19 protein-coding genes are annotated in these 18,551 nt (G+C 46.8%); 7 read left to right on the forward strand and 12 right to left on the reverse strand.

What is annotated here, in order from left to right; all coding sequences use genetic code 11:
• Positions 1 to 443 precede the first annotated feature (443 nt).
• The 6 genes from ACR0QN_RS12030 (at position 444) to ACR0QN_RS12055 (ending at position 5,904) form a co-directional block, all read left to right on the forward strand.
• Positions 444 to 1,862, forward strand: coding sequence for an ABC transporter substrate-binding protein (locus ACR0QN_RS12030; RefSeq protein ID WP_432651456.1), 1,419 nt, complete (start codon positions 444 to 446; stop codon positions 1,860 to 1,862).
• Between the two features lie 142 nt (positions 1,863 to 2,004).
• Entirely contained in the window at positions 2,005 to 2,904 is a 900-nt protein-coding gene (locus ACR0QN_RS12035; RefSeq protein WP_432651457.1) for a carbohydrate ABC transporter permease, read from the forward strand.
• Positions 2,905 to 2,923: 19 nt separating this feature from the next.
• Positions 2,924 to 3,838, forward strand: a complete 915-nt coding sequence (locus ACR0QN_RS12040) for a carbohydrate ABC transporter permease (protein WP_432651458.1) — start codon at positions 2,924 to 2,926, stop codon at positions 3,836 to 3,838.
• 11 nt (positions 3,839 to 3,849) lie between these two features.
• On the forward strand, positions 3,850 to 4,647 hold the full coding sequence (locus ACR0QN_RS12045) for a sugar phosphate isomerase/epimerase family protein (protein ID WP_432651459.1): 798 nt from the start codon (positions 3,850 to 3,852) through the stop codon (positions 4,645 to 4,647).
• Positions 4,640 to 5,311, forward strand: coding sequence for an HAD family hydrolase (locus tag ACR0QN_RS12050; RefSeq protein ID WP_432651460.1), 672 nt, complete (start codon positions 4,640 to 4,642; stop codon positions 5,309 to 5,311). Before ACR0QN_RS12045 ends, ACR0QN_RS12050 begins: the two co-directional genes overlap by 8 nt.
• A gap of 83 nt (positions 5,312 to 5,394) precedes the next feature.
• Positions 5,395 to 5,904 (forward strand): LytR/AlgR family response regulator transcription factor, encoded by a 510-nt coding sequence (locus ACR0QN_RS12055; protein ID WP_432651461.1) that lies wholly within the window; start codon positions 5,395 to 5,397, stop codon positions 5,902 to 5,904.
• Here ACR0QN_RS12055 and ACR0QN_RS12060 read toward each other — a convergent pair.
• From ACR0QN_RS12060 to guaA, 3 genes are all read right to left on the reverse strand, one after another.
• Positions 5,834 to 6,694, reverse strand: a complete 861-nt coding sequence (locus ACR0QN_RS12060) for an ATP-binding cassette domain-containing protein (RefSeq protein WP_432651462.1) — start codon at positions 6,692 to 6,694, stop codon at positions 5,834 to 5,836. The genes ACR0QN_RS12055 and ACR0QN_RS12060 overlap by 71 nt on opposite strands.
• Positions 6,687 to 7,052, reverse strand: coding sequence for a GntR family transcriptional regulator (locus ACR0QN_RS12065; protein ID WP_432651463.1), 366 nt, complete (start codon positions 7,050 to 7,052; stop codon positions 6,687 to 6,689). The genes ACR0QN_RS12060 and ACR0QN_RS12065 overlap by 8 nt, the downstream gene beginning before the upstream one ends.
• 215 nt (positions 7,053 to 7,267) lie before the next feature.
• On the reverse strand, positions 7,268 to 8,809 hold the full coding sequence (gene guaA / locus ACR0QN_RS12070; protein WP_432651464.1) for a glutamine-hydrolyzing GMP synthase: 1,542 nt from the start codon (positions 8,807 to 8,809) through the stop codon (positions 7,268 to 7,270).
• 248 nt (positions 8,810 to 9,057) lie between these two features.
• On the opposite strand from guaA, the gene ACR0QN_RS12075 reads away from it, so the two are divergent.
• Positions 9,058 to 9,585 carry a GNAT family N-acetyltransferase gene (locus ACR0QN_RS12075; protein WP_432651465.1) on the forward strand — a complete coding sequence of 176 codons (528 nt, stop codon included), beginning with the start codon at positions 9,058 to 9,060 and terminating at the stop codon, positions 9,583 to 9,585.
• Between the two features lie 38 nt (positions 9,586 to 9,623).
• Here ACR0QN_RS12075 and ACR0QN_RS12080 read toward each other — a convergent pair whose 3' ends face one another.
• From ACR0QN_RS12080 to ACR0QN_RS12120, 9 genes are all read right to left on the reverse strand, one after another.
• A complete protein-coding gene (locus tag ACR0QN_RS12080; protein ID WP_432651466.1) occupies positions 9,624 to 10,208 on the reverse strand; it encodes a thiamine phosphate synthase in 585 nt (194 codons plus the stop codon).
• The gene (thiH, locus tag ACR0QN_RS12085; protein WP_432651467.1) at positions 10,201 to 11,352 is read right to left on the reverse strand and encodes a 2-iminoacetate synthase ThiH; all 1,152 of its coding nucleotides are present in this window, start codon (positions 11,350 to 11,352) and stop codon (positions 10,201 to 10,203) included. Before thiH ends, ACR0QN_RS12080 begins: the two co-directional genes overlap by 8 nt.
• 12 nt (positions 11,353 to 11,364) lie before the next feature.
• Positions 11,365 to 12,129, reverse strand: a complete 765-nt coding sequence (locus ACR0QN_RS12090) for a thiazole synthase (RefSeq protein ID WP_432651468.1) — start codon at positions 12,127 to 12,129, stop codon at positions 11,365 to 11,367.
• Positions 12,130 to 12,167: 38 nt separating this feature from the next.
• Complete coding sequence (gene thiS, locus ACR0QN_RS12095; RefSeq protein ID WP_432651469.1) at positions 12,168 to 12,365, reverse strand: sulfur carrier protein ThiS; 198 nt, start codon at positions 12,363 to 12,365, stop codon at positions 12,168 to 12,170.
• 150 nt (positions 12,366 to 12,515) lie between these two features.
• Complete coding sequence (locus ACR0QN_RS12100; RefSeq protein WP_432651470.1) at positions 12,516 to 13,193, reverse strand: ABC transporter ATP-binding protein; 678 nt, start codon at positions 13,191 to 13,193, stop codon at positions 12,516 to 12,518.
• Positions 13,194 to 13,787 carry a hypothetical protein gene (locus tag ACR0QN_RS12105; RefSeq protein WP_432651471.1) on the reverse strand — a complete coding sequence of 198 codons (594 nt, stop codon included), beginning with the start codon at positions 13,785 to 13,787 and terminating at the stop codon, positions 13,194 to 13,196.
• Positions 13,788 to 13,806: 19 nt separating this feature from the next.
• Entirely contained in the window at positions 13,807 to 15,186 is a 1,380-nt protein-coding gene (locus tag ACR0QN_RS12110) for an ABC transporter permease (RefSeq protein WP_432651472.1), read from the reverse strand.
• Positions 15,187 to 15,209: 23 nt separating this feature from the next.
• A complete protein-coding gene (locus tag ACR0QN_RS12115) occupies positions 15,210 to 17,267 on the reverse strand; it encodes an efflux RND transporter periplasmic adaptor subunit (RefSeq protein ID WP_432651473.1) in 2,058 nt (685 codons plus the stop codon).
• A 153-nt stretch (positions 17,268 to 17,420) separates the two neighbouring features.
• Positions 17,421 to 18,317: a hypothetical protein gene (locus ACR0QN_RS12120; RefSeq protein WP_432651474.1), complete on the reverse strand. Its 897-nt coding sequence runs from the start codon at positions 18,315 to 18,317 to the stop codon at positions 17,421 to 17,423.
• Positions 18,318 to 18,551: the final 234 nt, after the last annotated feature.

Genomic DNA, 18,551 nt, shown 5'->3' on the forward strand with positions numbered 1-18,551 from the left:
CTGACCGGGCGACGCCCGAAATGGAACAAATATCCATTCCGCTACGCTCCATGGATATTTGTTCCATTTCGGAGAGCTGATTCCATACTTATTTTGCATTTTGGGTGGAAAATGTGTCAAGGGATATTGACAATATCAAAACGCATCTATTACCAAATTATAACTATACAAAATACAGGCAAACAGTAAAGAACAGCGGCAAAAGTTGCTGTTCTTTACTGTTTCTTTTTTTAGGTCATCCGTAATGAATAAGATATGTTTTGGTTTGACCGAAACAGAAAATTTCCGAAATATGCAGTAAATATAAACTTTTAAACCATATATAAAAATTAGGGTAAATCATAGAGAAATGTTTGTAAACTCCATTGACTTTGAGAATATTGCGTGATAATATAAAGTGGTAAAAAAAAGATTTGCAAATAATCAAAGGAGTGTATTTTCAGATGAAAACACGAAAAATTCTCACTTGTATTTTAGCCGGAATTATGAGTCTCTCGGCTCTCACAGGCTGTGCAGGCGGAACACAGACGGATAGTACAAACACCTCTGCATCAGACACGACCTCAGCTCAAAAAAATGAAAATGCAGATACATCTGCGGCAGGCAGCGATACTCAGTCAAGCGATACTCAGTCAAATGAAGAGCCTATTACACTCGATATGTATTTCCCCGTTTCGGTAGGCGGCGGTCCCGATGTGCTCATCAGTAATCTCTGCAATGAATTTCACGAGGAATATCCAAACATCACAGTAAATCCCGTATACGCAGGCACCTATGCCGAGACCCGTACAAAGGTGCAGGCAGCTATCAAATCGGGAAATACTCCTGCAATTGCGCTGATGTTCTCTATTGACCTCTATTCTCTGCTTTCAATGGACGCTATTTACGATTTTAACAGCTTTGCCACCACCGATGAGGATAAGGAATGGCTGGGCGGATTTTATGACGGATTTATGGAAAACAGCCGCTGCGGCGACCTTACTTACGGTATCCCCTGGCAGCGAAGCACAATAATCCTTTATTACAACAAGGACGCATACAAAGAAGTTGGTCTTGACCCCGAGACACCTCCCACCACTTGGTCTGAGCTTGAGGAATATGCACAGAAGCTTACCAAGGTCGAAAACGGCACGACAACAAGATACGGTATCCAGATACCCTCCGACAAGGCAGGTTACGCATACTGGATGCTCCAGACCTTCTGCAATCAGCAGAACGGTTTCAATCTTATGAACGATACAGGCACCGAGGTTTACTTCAACGACCCCAGAACCATTAAGGGCATTAACTTCTGGAAGAGCCTTTCCGATAACGGATATCAGGCTCCCGGCACAAGTGCCTGGTCAACCACTCCCACCGATTTCCTTGAGGGAAGAGCGGCTATGATCTACCACACAACAGGAAATCTCACAAACATCAAAAAGAATGCTACATTTGATTTCGGTACGGCAAAGCTTCCCGCAGACGAGTCCTTTGGCTCACCCACAGGCGGCGGAAACTTCTACCTCTTCAAGGGCGTGCCCGAGGAGCAGACTCAGGCGGCTTACACATTTATCAAGTGGATGACAAACGACCCCGAAAGAGTTGCTCAGTGGAGCATTGACACAGGCTATGTTGCAACAAGACCCGAGGCTTACGAAACAGAGCGTATGATAAAGTACACAACGGATTTCCCTCAGGCTCTCGTTGCAAGAGACCAGCTTGAATACGGTCACGCAGAGTTCTCCGTATACGATCAGGGCAGCGTTCAGGATATTCTTGATACTGCCATCGAAGCGGTAATGACAGGCTCTATGGACGCCGAAACTGCAATGCAGCAGGCTCAGGAGCAGGCAGACGCAATACTTTCCCAGTACAGATAACTTCCTTCATTTTGAATTTTTCATATTTCTCCTTAACACGAAAACCTTCTGCAAAGGTGCTTTACTTTCGCAGGAGGTTTTCTGTAAAATGATCGCACATATGAAAGTTGGTTGATATATGTCAGAAAAAATCATAAAACGGGTGAAAAAAGAAAAAATCGTTCTTTCAAAAGCCGACCGCAGAAAGAAGATGAAAAACTCATTTATTGCCTATGCAATGCTTCTGCCTGCATTCATTTTCCTTTTTTTGTTCACTCTTTATCCCATCGGCAGCAGCATTTATTCAAGTCTTTTCAAGGATAATCTTTCTGTCATCACTCCGCAGTTTGTGGGACTTAAAAATTATACCGGGCTTGCAAAGGACGCTGTATTTGTTCAGTCGTTTAAAAATAATCTTCTTATTGCGGCGGTGACAGTCCCCGTAAGTATAATATTATCCGTTGCAATGGCGCTTTTTACCGACAGGATACGTATCGGTAAATCCTTTGCAAGAACGGCATTTTTCTATCCAACGATACTTCCTATGGTAGCTGTTGCAAATATATGGCTTTTTATCTACACGCCGGGCTACGGACTTCTGGGACAGCTTGGCTCCGACCTGAGAGTGCTTTCAGATCCCAAAACAGCTATCTGGGGAATTATCATTATGCTTATCTGGAAGCAGGCAGGCTATCTGATGATCTTCTACATTTCGGGACTTCAGGGAATTTCGGGCGAGCTTTATGAAGCGGCAAAGCTTGACGGTGCCACTCCTTTTCAGATATTCCGCACCATAACGTGGCCGCTGCTTCGTCCCACTACGATATATGTGTCAATCATTTCTCTGACAAACGCATATAAAATGGTGGATCATCTCTACATAATGACCAAGGGAGGTCCCAACAACACCACAAATATGCTGCTGTATTACATTTTCCAGACAGGCTTTGATTTCTGGGACGCAGGAAGAGCTTCTGCAATGACGGTCGTTCTTGTGGCAATGCTGCTTGTTATCACAGGAGTGCAGTTCTTTACCCAGGACAGGAACACATATTACAGCTGATAAAAGGACGGTGGATATTATGATAAATGAAAAAACTGCTTCAAAACCGTTTTTGCTCCGCATTTCCGAGCGCATACAGGCAAAGCGGGAAGAAAACAGGCAGTCCCGTATAAAAAAATATGAGATAACACCTGCGCTCATAATTTCATATATAGTGATGTTTGCATTGGCAGTAATTACACTTGTGCCGCTTTTATGGATGATAAGGACCGCTCTTGTCCCTGCAGCTGACTCGCTGCAGCTGTTCAAGGCATCGGCACCCACACTTGAAAACATAAAAAACATTCTTGATTCGGCACCCTTCGGACAATATTATTTAAACACCATTTTTATGGTGGCAGCTGTGCTTTTTGTTCAGTTTATTTCTATCACACTCGCAGGTTATGCTTTTGCACGAATTGATTTTTATGGTAAGAATGTACTGTTTATGCTCTTTCTGACTCAGATGATGGTCTCGGCGGACGTGCTTATTATGCCAAATTACAAATTTATCAGCAATATGGGACTTGCAGACACAAAGATAGGTGTAATTCTTCCTTTTTTCGCTTCCGCAATGGGTATCCTTATGATGAGACAGACCGTAAAAACCATTCCATATGAGCTGGAGGAAGCGGCAAAGATAGACGGCTGCGGAATGATGCGTATCATCACAACAATTTATGTGCCGCTGTTAAAGCCCGTGTATATTGCATTCGGACTGGTTTCCGCTTCATATCAATGGAACAATTTCCTGTGGCCGCTGGTAATGATAAATTCCGAGAAAAACAGACCCCTTACTCTCGGACTTGCCATATTTGCAATGGCTGCGGAAACAGGCGCAAACTGGAGCGCTACCTGTGCGGCAACTCTGGTAGTTGTACTTCCTCTGCTTGTGATATTTGTTATTTTCCAGAAGCAGTTTATGCAGAGCTTTGCGACCTCGGGAATAAAATAAGGAGAAAGTCTATGTATTATATCAGTACCTATCCCCTCGTAGGAAGAAAGCTTCTTGAATTTGCGGAGGAGCTTCGCCGCAATAACATAAATGATATAGGATTTGAACTTTTTTATGACAGCATCCCATTCTATGAAGCAAAGTATTATGAGAAATTTCTGCAGAATGTAAATCTTGGTATGCATTGCCCGATGGAGGGCTGCTGTCTGCTTGCACCCAAAGGTTCGCTTGATCTTGAATATACTCTTGATAAGCATAAGGCTTGTTTCGAGCTGGCACAGAGTCTGGGGGCAGGATACGCCGTTATACATACTAACAGTCTTGCACCCCGAAGTGCAGAAGATATTGCAGTACAGAAAGCTATTCTGCCCGAGCGAATGGCAATGGCCGCAGATATTGCTAAGGAATTTGGTCTGCGTATTGCTGTCGAAAACGTAGGCTTCGGATATAACAGCAGTCTTGTTGCAGAGCTGTCAGATTTTATTTCTCTTGCTGAGAACAGGTCGCTTGAATTTCTTGTGGATACGGGACACGCTCACGCCAACGGCTGGGATATCCCTGCGCTTATTGATACACTCGGAGAGAGGATAGCAGGCTTCCATTTTCACGATAATGACGGTACAACCGACAGTCATCTTCCGATCAGAAGCGGCACCACCGATTGGGACAGTATTTTTACGGCAATAAAACGATCTGCAAATGCCGCCGACAGAACGATCGAATATGCTGCACCATATGTCGCTGATATTATATCGGGCGTGCAGCTTTTAAAAAGCAGACTTGATAAAAGTGAGGATAAAGATGAGTAAGATAAATGTTGAAAGCATCATTTTCGACCTTGACGGAACTCTCTGGGACAGCGCCGATAATGTTGCCAAGTCCTGGAATATTGCTGTAAAAAAACTTGCTATCCCGTGCCTTGACGGAATATGTATATCAGGCGATGAGCTTCGGAGCACAATGGGAATGACGATGGACGGTCTGGCACGGCATTTCTTTCCTATGCTTCCCGATGACATACAGCTTAGTGTACTTGAAAAATGTATGGCATATGAAAACGAATATGTTTCCGAACAGGGCGGTACGATATACAGCAATGAGGAGGAAACGCTGAAACAGCTTGCTCAGGATCACAGGCTGTTTATAGTAAGCAACTGTCAATGCGGATATATTGAAGCTTTTTTGAAATTCAGCGGTTTTGGAAAATATTTTTCGGGATATCTGTGCTGGGGAGATACAAAGGTGCAGAAAAGTATTACTATACGGCTTCTTATGAAAAGACACAGCTGTGTGAGCGCAGCCTATGTCGGTGATACCAACGGAGATCACAATGCGGCGCTCAAGGCGGAAATACCCTTTGTTCACGCCGCATATGGCTTTGGCGAAATATTATGTCAGGAGCAGGTTTTGGCGTCTGCGGATTCTTTTTCGGGGTATCTTGATATTTTCGGCTGTAACAGCGAGCAGAAGTGACGCTTGTTATGGTGGGTAGGGCAAAAACTTAGCCGGTAAACGGCAATTCTCAGACGGTGAACGGTATTGTATTTTAAGCAGTGATGATGTATAATAAAAGTATAAATATTTGGAGGACAAAATTTATGCTTTACAAAATTGCTGTATGTGACGATGAACAGATCTTTGTTGATGAGATAATTTATAAACTTCAAAGCAGGAGCAATAAATATCAGATAGTTTATTTCAATTCCGGAGAAGAACTGACAAATTCCGTCCTCGATTTCAACATTTTGTTCCTGGATATTGAAATGCCGGGGCTGAGCGGTATGGAAACAGCCTTTAAGCTGCGAGAAATGAATTATGACGGAATAATTATTTTTCTTACAAGTCATACTGAATTTATGCCCGAAGCGTTTAAGATCAAAGATTTCAGATTTCTGGATAAACCAATAGATCAGGAAAAATTTGATGAAGCTTTGACCTCAGCCGAAAAAGAAATTATGCCGTTAATTATTCTGTTTTTCATTTGCGTCATTCCTTTCACAGCAAGTCGGGAGAGCCGCCTGTCAAAAAGTAGAAAAGCTTTTGCAGGTCTGCTGTATCGCAGTTAAGTCCCTCGGGGATATCATCAAAAGTGCCCTTTATTACGGCAGTTTTGAAAAGGCTCATATTTTCACAGCCTGCTACTTCTTTGCCCTCTATAAAGCTGTCTACAAGCTCTGCCTTGCCGCTGACAGAGGTATATTCGGTCAAAAGCTTTTCCGTTTCTTCGCAGAGAAGTATCTTTCCCTTGTGGAGAATGATAACGGTGTCAATAAGATTCTGCATTTCCTCGATTATATGGGTGGAGACTACAAAGCAGGAATTGCTTTCGCTTATCTTTCTTGCAAGCTCACGATAGAATGTCTCACGCTGGTTAACGTCAATTCCCAGCACAGGCTCGTCAAGAAATATAAAATCCGCATTTGAAGCCAGGGCAAGTATCACTTTGTAAATTGTATTATAGCCTGTGGAAAGCTTTCCCACACGCTTTTTCAGGTCAAGTCCGAACAACTCCGACAGTTTCTCTGCATATCCCGTATCAAAGGCGGGATACATTGCGGCGGTTATTGAAAAAATGGTTTTCAGCTTGAACTCGGCAGGGTAGACTGCGCTGTCGCTCATACAGAACATTCTTGAAAGCAGCTTGTCGTTATTGTCCACAGGCTTTCCGTCAAGGAGTATCTTTCCGCTATTTCTCGGACAGCGCTGCATTATAATGTTTATAAGCGTGGATTTGCCTGCGCCGTTTCTTCCCAGAAGCCCGTAGCAATGCCCCTGCATAAGTTTCAGGGAAACATCGTCAAGGATAAGGTTCTTTCCGTATTTTTTGGTTACATTTTCAATAATAAGCTCACTCATTTTCATAACCCCTTTCTGTCATTTTAAGAAGCTCGTTGGCGGGTATCCCCAGCTTTTTAGCCTCGGATACCATTGACACGATATATTTGCTGTAAAACTCGCCCTGCCGCTCGGTTCTGATCTTACTGACTGCGCCCTCAGCCACGAACATTCCCACGCCCCTTTTTTTATAAAGTATCTCTGCTTCGGCAAGCAAATTCACACTTTTGAGCACCGTAATGTGGTTGAGCTTAAAGCTCACGGAAAGATCTGCCACAGACGGTATCTGCGTATTTTCGGGAAATGAGCCTGCCAGAATTTCATCTTCAAGCCATTCCTTAAGCTTTATATAAGCAAGCTGATCATTATTCTGAGCCATTTCAGGTCAATACTCCTATTCTTACTTGAGGTGGTATACTCGTATATATCACTATACCACTAAAGGGATTATATCATAGCTTTTGTAAAATGTCAATAGGTGAACGATAAAAATATAAATTCTATTCTGCTTATTATTACGGCAGACATTCATAAGAACGAATATCAAAAAATCCCGAAAACCTCATTGCTGCGAGGTTTTCGGGATGAATTTACTTATTCCCACTCGATAGTTGCGGGGGGCTTGGTGGTGATGTCGTACACTACTCTGTTGATGTTCTTGACCTCGTTGACGATCCTGTTTGAAGCCGCAGCGAGGACATCATAGGGGATACGGGAGAACTCAGCGGTCATAAAGTCGGAGGTCTCAACCGCTCTGAGGGCAAGGGTATAATCGTATGTTCTGCCGTCACCCATTACGCCTACGGAGCGGTTGTTGGTGAGGACTGCAAAATACTGATTTACGGTCTTGTCAAGTCCTGCCTTTGCTATCTCTTCACGGAAGATGAAGTCGGCGTCCTTGAGGATATCAAGCTTTTCATCGGTTATCTCGCCGATAATTCTGATGGCAAGTCCGGGACCGGGGAAGGGCTGGCGGTCTACAAGGATATCGGAGAGTCCAAGCTCACGTCCCAGCGCTCTTACCTCGTCCTTGAAAAGAAGTCTCAGAGGCTCGATTATTTCCTTGAAATCCACATAGTCGGGGAGTCCGCCTACGTTGTGGTGGGATTTTATTACTGCGGCGTCGCCTGCTCCGCTTTCGATAACGTCGGGGTAGATGGTTCCCTGAACAAGATAATCCACAACTCCTATCTTCTTTGCTTCACGCTCGAATACACGGATAAATTCCTCGCCGATGGTCTTTCTCTTGGTCTCGGGGTCGGACACGCCTCTGAGCTTTGACATAAACTGCTCCTTGGCGTTTACTCTTACGAAATTTATTCCCCAGTCAGCAAATGCGGCTTCTACCTCGTCGCCTTCGTTCTTTCTCATAAAGCCGTGGTCTACGAAAATACAGGTGAGCTGGCTGCCTACTGCCTTTGCAAGGAGTGCTGCGGCAACTGAGCTGTCAACGCCGCCCGAAAGCGCAAGCAGGACTTTTCCGTCGCCTACTTTGGCTCTGATATCGTTTATTGCGGTCTTGGCGTAACCCGCCATTGTCCAGTCGCCTGTGCAGCCGCAGACATTTTTAAGGAAGCTGTCTATCATTTTTATGCCGTACTGAGTGTGATTTACCTCGGGGTGGAACTGAACGGCATAGAGCTTCTTTTCCTTGTTTTCCATTGCGGCGGCGGGGCAGTTTGCGGTATGGGCGGTTATCCTAAAGCCCTCGGGTACTTTGGAAACATAGTCGGTATGGCTCATCCACGATACTGCTTTTTCTGGCATATCGGATATGCTGCCGAAAAGCAGGCTCGACTTGTCATATTCCGTTTCGGTCTTGCCGTATTCCGATGTGACGCAGGTGGACACTTCTCCGCCAAGGGTATACGCCATAAGCTGGCAGCCGTAGCATATGCCCAGCACGGGAATGCCAAGCTCGAATATCTCCCTGCTAATTCTCGGAGATGTTTCGAGATATACGCTGTTGGGACCGCCTGTGAAGATTATTCCTGCGGGGTTTGCGGCTTTTATCTCCTCAAGGGGAGTTTTATAGGATTTTACCTCGCAGTAAACGCCGCATTCACGCACACGTCTTGCGATAAGCTGATTATACTGACCGCCGAAGTCAAGAACGATAACTGTCTGGTGGGACATTGGCAATACCTCATTTCTTTCTTGTATGTAATAATACTTATTTATATTATCTCATAATCCACGCTTTTCTGCAAGCCGTATTTTTATAGAAAAAGTAAATTTTTAATGGATAGATTTATTCGGGGAACTTTTATTGATATGAACAAATGTGCTAAATGCATTGAGAAATATTCTTGCATATTGTATATTGACATTTACGAACATTTGTGCTATAATTATCCTGCAATATTTTTTTAGGGGGTATTTTTATGAGACTTGAAACGGAAAGGCTTATTCTTCGTGAAATGTGTATGGACGATTTTGAGGCGATGTATGCTGTTTTAGGGGATTCGGATATTATGAGACATTATCCCTATACTTTTGACAAGGGGCGTGTGAGAGGGTGGATAGAGAAAAATATCCTGCGTTATGAGATATTCGGCTTCGGGCTTTGGGCGGTGGTCCTGAAAGAGACGGGGGAGGTCATCGGGGACTGCGGCGTTACTATGCAGGACATTAACGGAATTATCAGACCCGAGATAGGTTATCACATTGCAAAGCGGTTTCAGCGGCGGGGGTATGCTGGTGAGGCGGCTCGTGCCTGCAGGGACTGGGCTTTTGAAAACACCCCTTTTAATATTTTGTACTCCTATATGAAAAAGGAGAATATCCCTTCGGCGGCGGTGGCGAGGGCTAACGGTATGAGGTTTCTTGAGGAGTTTACCGACGGCGAAAATGAGGTAACGGCGGTTTATGGGGTAACGAGGGAGGAATGGGGGTCAAGAAATTCGGGATAAAAATATTCCCCGCCGCTTGGCAGGGAAATGTGAATTGTTCAGCAGTTCTTGATTTTTCCGATGATATCCCCCGGCTCCCTTGCTTTCATAAGCCCCGACATCAGGCAGACGCCCGAGGCTCCCGCCGTTTTCACGAGGGGGGCGTTTTCGGGGGTTATGCCGCCAATGGCGTAAACGGGGATATGGACTGTTTCACATATTTCTCTTAGGAAGTCCGTTCCTCTGGGGGGAAGGTTTTTTTTGCAGTCGGTGGGGAAGATGTGTCCAGCGGTGATGTAGGAGGCTCCCGATCTTTCTGCCGATATGGCTTCGTTAAGGGAATGAACAGACACTCCTACGGTCTCAAAGCCTTCTCCTTTGCCTGCTGTGAAATCAGCATATGACAGGTGAATGGCTTTGCAGTCAAGTCGTTTTGCGGTTTCGGTAAAGGTATGAAGGGATAGGGGAGTATTGTATTTTCCGCATATTTTTATCACCCTTTTCGCAAGGGCTTTGTAATCCGCTTCGGTGAGCGTTTTTTCTCTGAGTATCACTCGGTCGATACCTGCGGCGCATATTTTTTCAAGCTGTGTGAAAAAATTTTCAGCTGCGTACATCTGAGTTACGCATATTACCTTAAACATAGATATAATCGTGCATTACGGGCTGGAGTCCCATTTCTTCTATGGCTGTGTAGACCTCCGAAACGGTTCTCGGGTCGGATATCTCGAACTGCTCGTCTCCCTTGTCGGCAGAGTCGCTGTGCTCGCCTATTCCCACGTTTACTCCTGCGGATATTTTCGTGGCGGCAAGCTTTATGACATTGTTGCGGAAACGCTCACATTCTCTGGTGGAGATGGTTATGCTTGCGTAGGGCAGGAAAATGCGGTAGGCGCATATTACCTGCAAAAGCTGTCTTTCGCCTACGTCACGGGGATTTATGGTCTCGTCCGCTTTGGTGGGGCGAAGTCTGGGGCAGGACATTGCTATTTCGGCGTGGGGGTATTTTTTCTGGATAAGGTGGGCGTGATAGCCTGCGGCAAAGGCATCTTTCCGGAAATCGTCAAGTCCTAAAAGTGCGGCAAAGCCTACTCCTCTCATTCCGCCCATTAAAGCTCTTTCCTGGGCGTTTATGCGGTAGGGGAAAATGCGCTTGTGGCCGCCTAAATGGAGCTGCTCGTATTTGTCGGAATTGTAGGTTTCCTGAAAAACGGTGACAAAATCTGCGCCGCATTCGTGGAGATATTTATATTCATCGGAGTTCATCGGGTAGACTTCAAGTCCCACTACACGAAAATATTTACTTGCTATTTTGCAGGCTTCTCCGATATATTCTAAATCGGAATATTTTCGGCTCTCGCCTGTGAGGATAAGTATTTCCTGCAAGCCCGAGGCTGAAATTGCCTGCATTTCCTTTTCGATCTCTTCGGCATTGAGCCTTGCTCTTTTTATTTTATTCCTGCAGTTAAACCCGCAGTAGACGCACTGGTTTTCACAGTAGTTTGCGATGTAGAGGGGGGTGAACATATAAACGGAATTGCCGAAATGCTTCATTCGCTCCTTCATTGCCTTTTCTGCCATTTCCTCAAGAAACGGCTCGGCGGCGGGGGAGAGGAGCGCCATATAATTTTCGGGGGTGCAGATCTCGCTGTCAAGGGCGTTTCTTACATCGGCGGCGGTGAATTTTTCGGGGGCATAGCCGTTCATTGCGGTTATTACCTTGTCCTGTATCTCAGAGCCGATATTTTCCATTCCTTCAAGGTACTGCATATGGTTTATGCGAGACATTTTATCACTCCTTTAATCGTGCAGAAAGCCTGTAAGGGGGGAGGAGGCGCTTGCGGTCTCTCTTACCCGTCCCGTTTTGGCAAGGTATGCGGTTCTGCCTGCTTCGATGGCTTTTCTGAAGGCTTCTGCCATTGCGGGGATATTTCCTGCGGTGGCGATGGCGGTGTTTGCCATTACGGCGGCGGCACCCATTTCCATTACCTCGCACGCCTGGGAGGGCTTGCCTATGCCTGCGTCAACTATTATGGGCAGATCTATCTCGTCAATGAGTATCTTTATGAAATCCTTTGTGCACAGTCCCCTGTTGGTGCCAATGGGTGCGGCAAGGGGCATTACTGCGGTGGCTCCTGCATTTACAAGGTCTCTTGCGGCGTTGAGGTCGGGGTACATATAGGGGAGGACCACAAAGCCTTCATTTGCAAGAATTTCCGTTGCCTTTATGGTCTCGTAATTGTCGGGGAGGAGATATTTTGAGTCTCTGATAACCTCGATCTTCACGAAATCTCCGCAGCCAAGCTCCCTTGAGAGCCTTGCGATACGCACCGCTTCTTCGGCGTTTCTTGCGCCTGAGGTGTTTGGGAGAAGGGTCACGCCTTCGGGGATATAATCAAGGATATTTGCCGCTCCGCCGCTGTTTGCCCGTCTGAGGGCAAGGGTTATTATCTGTGCGCCTGCGTTTTCTACAGCTGCCTTTATGAGGTCAAGGGAATATTTTCCCGAGCCTAAAATAAATCTTGAGGTGAACTCGTGTCCGCCTAAAATAAGCTTATCTTCCATTTTCTGTATTGCCTTTCTATAATTTTTTTCGGAGCTTATCAGCCGCCGCCCATAAATTCGACTATCTCGATATCGTCCGAGGAGGCTATGACGGTCTTGTCATAATCTGCCTTCGGGAGTATCTCGCCGTTGTATTCAACAGCTATCCTGCCTGACGTGTAGCCTGCCTGCAGGATATATTCGGAGAGAGTTTTTCCGTCCGCTTCGGGAGTGCTTTTGCCGCATATTACTGCCATTTTTCTTATCCGCCCTTTCCGGTTAAAAATTAAAAAGGGCGCACGAAAGCTGACACCCGAGGTGGTGTCCCCCTTCGTGCGCCTGCGAAATTCATCACAAGTGACTCTTTTATTATATTATCACACTTTTGGCGGAATGTCAAGTAAAATTTATTCCTCGAAAAGCTCGCCGTCCACTATCCTTACGATTCGCCCTGCGCTTTGTGCCACGTTTAAGTCGTGGGTTATCATAACGATGGTGTGTCCCTTTTCGTTTAGCTCACGAAAGAGCTTCAAGACTTCTTTTCCCGTTGCGCTGTCAAGGGCGCCTGTGGGTTCGTCGGCAAGGAGTATCTTCGGGTCGCCCACGAGCGCTCGGGCAATGGCGGCTCTCTGCTGCTGACCGCCCGAAAGCTCGGTGGGCTTATGATCCATACGCTCGCCCATTCCAAGCTGTATGAGCCGCTCCCTTGCGGTGACCTCTGCCTGCGCTGCGGTTTCTCCTCTGATAAGCAGGGGCATCATTACGTTTCTGAGAATGGTGTATTTTGTGATAAGGTGGTATTTCTGGAAAATAAAGCCGATGTACTCGTTTCTCACGTCCGTGAGCATATTGTCGTTCATTGAATGGATAGGCTGACCCGAAAGGTAATATTCTCCCTCGTCAAAGCTGTCCATACAGCCGATTATGTTCATAAGGGTGGATTTTCCCGAGCCTGAGGGACCGAGAATTGCAAGAAATTCGCCCTCGTTTACCGTAAGGCTTATGCCTTTGAGGACGTTCAGCACGTTCCCGCCCATTTTGTAGCTCTTTTTTATTCCGCTCATTCGGATAACGGGTTCGCTCAATCAGCTCACCTCCGCTGCGCATACCACGCCTTTGTCGTTCACCGTCAGGGTGATAACGGTTCCTGCGGTGATGCCCGAATAGTCGGTATTACGTCCGCTGAGACCGTCTATGGGCATTCCTACGGGGAGAATGTACTGTGCTTCCTCGCCTGTTTTTTGCACTGTTGAGCTGCCTCTCCGTCCGCCCTTTCCCTGTGAGGGCATTTCGCCGCCCATATCGGGTCTTTCACCGCCCCGGTCGGGTCTTTCACCATTCATTTGGGGCATTTCACCGCTTGGGGGAGTGAGATCGCCCTCGGGCATATCACCGCTCATATCGGGCATTTCGCCGTTCATTTCCGGGCTTTCGCCGCCCTGTTCGGGAGGTTGTGAATTATCCGCCGAGACTGTTCCAAGGGCAAGGGTTATGCGGTTTCCCGTTATTTTTGTGACCTCGCCCGAGATGGTTTTGTCCGTTTCCTTGGGGACATAATTGTTTACAGCCGCGGTCTGTACGGGGATATTTTCCTTTTCGTTATTCTCCGAGCAGCCCGAAAATGCGGCGCTGTAGAGGGCGAGGACTGCAAGTAATATAAAAAAATTCTTTCTGTTCATTTTCAAAAAATCTCCTTATTTATTCGCTGCCGAGAGCTTCTATGGGTGTGAGCCTTGAAGCCTTGAAGGCGGGGTAAAATCCGAACAGGGTTCCCGTTATCACCGCAAACACAAGGGACAATACTCCTGCCAATGCCACAGGCTCCGCTCTTGTTCCCGTAAGCTCCACTGCGGGGATAAGCAGATAGCCGAGGGCTACTCCCACCGCTCCTCCGAAAAGGGCTATGGCTCCCGCTTCAAGGAGAAATTCTCCGAGGATAACGCCCTTTTTGCAGCCAAGCGCCTTGAGAAGTCCTATCTCTCCCGTCCGCTCCCTTACCGTTACGAAAAGTACGTTCATAATTCCTATGCCGCCTACTATGAACACTATTGAAGCTACGGCGATAAGCAGGGTCTGTAGAGTATTTGCGGATTTCTGAGCCGCTTCCATTTCGCTGCCTGCGTCGGTGACGGTGAATTTGGCATCGGGATAATTCTGGGTAAGCACCGCTTCGATATTCTCCATTACGCTCTGGACTTCGTTAACGTCCGAGGCAACTGCCGATATTTTCGGCTCGATGCTGTTTCCAAACACGTATTTTTTCGCTGTGGAGTAGGGGAGATATATTGCCTCGTCGGGGCTTATTCCCGAGGAGACCGTTCCCATTGAGCTGAGAACGCCTATGACCTCGTAATTCTTGCCTTCGATGGAAACATAGTCTCCTGCCGCAAGATAGGCGGCGCCGAATATGCTCTGGGCGGTCGTGTAGCCTAAAACGCATACCTTGGAGCAGTCCTCCTCGGCGTCCTCGTCAAAAAAGCTGCCGTACTGTACGGTAAGATTTGATATTTCCGCATATTCGGGGGCTACTCCCACCGCTGTATAGGTGGTCTCCTCCTCAAGGTCGCCGCCTTCCACCGAGGCATCGCCGCTGGCAAGTATGGATATGGACTCTATGCCCGGGACTACGGCGGAAATGTCCTCCACGTCCTCTTCTGTAAGGGTAACGCCGCCTGTCATTGACGGTGCAAAGGAGCCTTTTCCTCCTCCGCTGCCCGAACGATTGCCGCCGCCTGAGGGTGCTCCGCCGCCGAAGCTTGGCATTCCGCCCCCCGATGGCATTTGTCCGCCTCCGAAATTCGGCATCCCGCCGCTGTTTCCGCCGCCGGGTGCTCCTCCGAAGCCCTGCATCATACCTTCCATTATGGAGTCGGCGCTTTGTCCTGCGGAGACTTCTATTGCGCCTGCGCTGAGGTTCTTGAACTGCTCGGCAACGTCCATTTTGCCCCCCTGTCCCACGGCTATGACAAGCACGATGGTCGCCGAGCCTGCCACAATGCCCAGAGAGGTAAGGGCGCATTTTGATTTGCTTGAAAATATGTTTACGAATACCATTCGCAAAAGCTCTGAAAGCCGCATATCAATGTCCTTCCTTCTTAGGGTTATTTGCCTGCAAGCTCTATCTCCGCAAGCACCTTGTCCCCTGCGGAAACGCCTTCGGTGATCTCTACGTATCTGCCGTCGGAAAAGCCTGTTGTTACCTCTTTTTCGACTATCTGACCGCTTTCATCGTACATCTTTACGTAGGAAACGCCGTCTCTGAATGTGATGGCATTGACATTTGTATACATTACATCGCTGACGCCGCCTTCGATAAAGGTTATCTCGCCCGACATTCCTTCACGGACGTTCAGTCCGCTTTCGTCCTCAAGCTTGACGGTGACGGTGTAGGTGACAGATCCCGAGGAACGGGCAGGCTCGGCGGAAATTGTATCTATATGGCCCTCAAAGGTCTTGTTTTCAAATGCGGTAAGGCTTACGGAGCATTCCATATCGGTTTCAAGAGATGTGATATCTTCCTCGGAAACGGAGGCGGAGAGATACCCATATCTCGTGTCAAGAATGGTCAGCAGGCTCATATTCGCCATAACGCTGTCGCCCTCGGAGATGTTTACAGAAGAGATTATGCCGCCTGCTTCCGCATAGACAACGCCATCGTCGGAAACGCTTTCGCAGAAATCGTTATATTCCTTCAAAGCTTTGTCATAGCTGTTCTGCGCACGCTCCATATCGTTTTCGAGAGAGGAGACGGTGCGGTCGTAAACTGCCTGTGCGGACTCTGCCTGCGCAAGCGCCGAATCCGCCTGCTGACGGGCTTTGAGAAGGTCGCTGTCTTCACCTGCGGCTGCTGTTTCGATGGAAAGCTCCGCTTCGGCAATGCTGTCCTCGAGGCTGTCTATCCTTTCGTCAATGGACTCATCATCATTCTGACCGTAAATTTCGGTGAAATCCGCTTTTTCGTCCTCGTACTGCTCACGGAAATCGGAAACTTCCTCGTTAAATTCGTCCAGCTGCTTTTTATATGCCTGGGTTATCTTTTCGTGAGCCGAATAGGTTTTTTCCGCTTCGGCTATCCTGTTTTCATATTCCTCTATCTTATCGCTTATCTGACTGTCCAGATTTTGGTAATAGCCCGAATACGCAACGTTTGCGGAATTATAGGCAGTACTTGCTTTGTCAAGAGCGGTCTTTGCCTGAGAAAGCTTTTCGGAAAGACTTGATGATGTGTCTGTGCCCGAGGAGGAGCCGGAAGATGTGTCTGTGCTGCTTGACGAGCTGCTGTCGGAGGTTACGGTTATAGTGGAGCTTGAGGTGGATCTTTCGTAATTTTCCTTGGCGGTCTCATATTCCTCAAGAGCCTTGTCATAAGCCGCTTTTGCGTCCTCGTAATTCTTTTTGAGCTCCGTCAGACGTTCCGAGGTATCGGATATCTTTTCGGTATATTCATCATACTCGCTTTTTATTTCGTCAAGGGCTGCGGAATTTGCGTCGTCAATTTTCTGATATGACTTGTAAACGCTTTCCATTTCCTTGTACTTTGCTTCATATTCATCAAGTTTATCCTCGTATTTACATAATTCGGCATAGTCGTCGGGATATGTCTCCTTCATTGCTTTATACTCTTCAAGCTCTTTTTTCAGGCTTTCAAGCTGCTTTTCCGAGGACTGCTTTGAGGCGTTGTTTTTGGTTATGTACAGGTCGTAGTCGGTCTCGGCGGAGCTTCCGCTCTGCAGAGAGCTTTCAAGGGTCTGCTTTGCTTCAATCAGCTTTGTGCTTTGGTCAAGCTTTGCGGCTTCAAGCTCAAGCTCTGCTGACTTTACTGCGCTTTCAAGCTCGTATTTTGCTTCTTCGATATCCTCGGGGGAAAGCTTTAACAGAGGGTCGCCTTCTTTGACGGTGTTTCCCTCTTTTACATAGACCTCCTGCACGTCTGCGGAGCAGGGGAATGTTACATATGTATGCTCGATGGAGACGGTGCCGCTTTCTTCGGCGCCTACGGTTATATCTCCTTTTGAGACATTGTATTCACGATAGCTTGTTTCTCCTTCGCTGTCTGCGGAGGCGGACGCTCCCGCAAATACCGCCGCTCCCGCTCCTGCTGCAAGAAGAACGGCTGCTGCGGCTATGATAGGCTTTTTATGGCTTGTTTTTGTTTTCACGGCTATCTTCCTTTCCTTGATATGCTTAAATGATAACCGCAAAAGCTTAAATCTACCTTAAAGCTTTCAGCTTTTCACCAAACTTTCATAAACAAAAAAGCAGCACTATCGGAAATGCCCGATAATGCTGCGATGTGACATATTATACTATGTTTAGTTTTTCTGTGCGCTGACGGTAACTTCCGTGCTGTCGGAGGTTACTTCGATGTAAACAGACTGCTCTGCTTCAAGTTCTATGGTAAGCTCAAAGCCGCCCTCGGTATTTTCGGAAACATCTAAGGTCTCTGCAAAGCTTGATGAGTCATAAACAGCAGCTGTATCGTGTCCGCCGCTTTCAGAGCGGAATGTATAGGAGCCTGCTTCGGGAGCGGTGAAACGGCAGAACATTACGTCTGTATCCTCGCCGTATGTCATAACTGCGGGAGTATCAAGGGTGACTTCCGCCATATTTTCGTTCATCATATTGCCCATAATTTCTCCGAAGGACTGCTCAAGAAGGCTTTTGCTCATTGATTCTTCGATCTTCGGGCTGCCCTCCTTGGCAAAGTACATATTCATAGCCTCTTCTTCAAAGAAAATATCGGTTCTGATAAGGTCGGTGTCCTCAGCGGTGAATTCCAGCCTGTCGGCTCCCAGTGTTTCCTCGTCGCCCGTAATTGTGATGCCGCTGCCTGAAACTGTCCATTCGGCGGAAGCTGTCTCGCCGTATGCATTGATATCAACAACTCCGCTGTCCTTTATATCCAGAACAAAGGAGTTTTCATCGGTAAGACCCGTGACCTCCATATCCTTCAGAGACATTGCAAGGGTCATACCTTCGGAGGTCATATCTGTTCTGATAAAATACCATTTTCCTATGTAGGAAAAATCTGACGTTTCGGCTGCAGCAGCGCTTTCCGCTGTTTCGGAAGATGCGGCTTCGGCAGAGGTCTCCGATGAAACGGTCTCGCTTACGGCTTCGGAAACAGTGGCGTCCTCCTGCTTATTTGAGCAGGCAGCAAGGGAAAATGCCATTAAAATTGCGGTTATTGCAGAAAGGTATTTTTTCATAATTTCAGCCTTTCAATTTGTATTTTCACATAATCTGTGAATTATCTTGATATTTTAACATATATAACTTGCTTTGTCAATGGTTATTGGTATTTTAAGTTTCCCCAAAATTCAGCCGAGAAACCTCATAACAGGAAAACAAAGATAATTGCCCATCGTTTTGCGGCAAGGCAAAGAACCTCCCGATTCCTGATTTAACAGTCTTTAATATCTCAAAAATACCGTATGCAACAG

The sequence above is a fragment of the Huintestinicola sp. genome, assembly GCF_050874005.1.
Taxonomy (GTDB): Bacteria; Bacillota; Clostridia; order Oscillospirales; family Ruminococcaceae; genus Huintestinicola.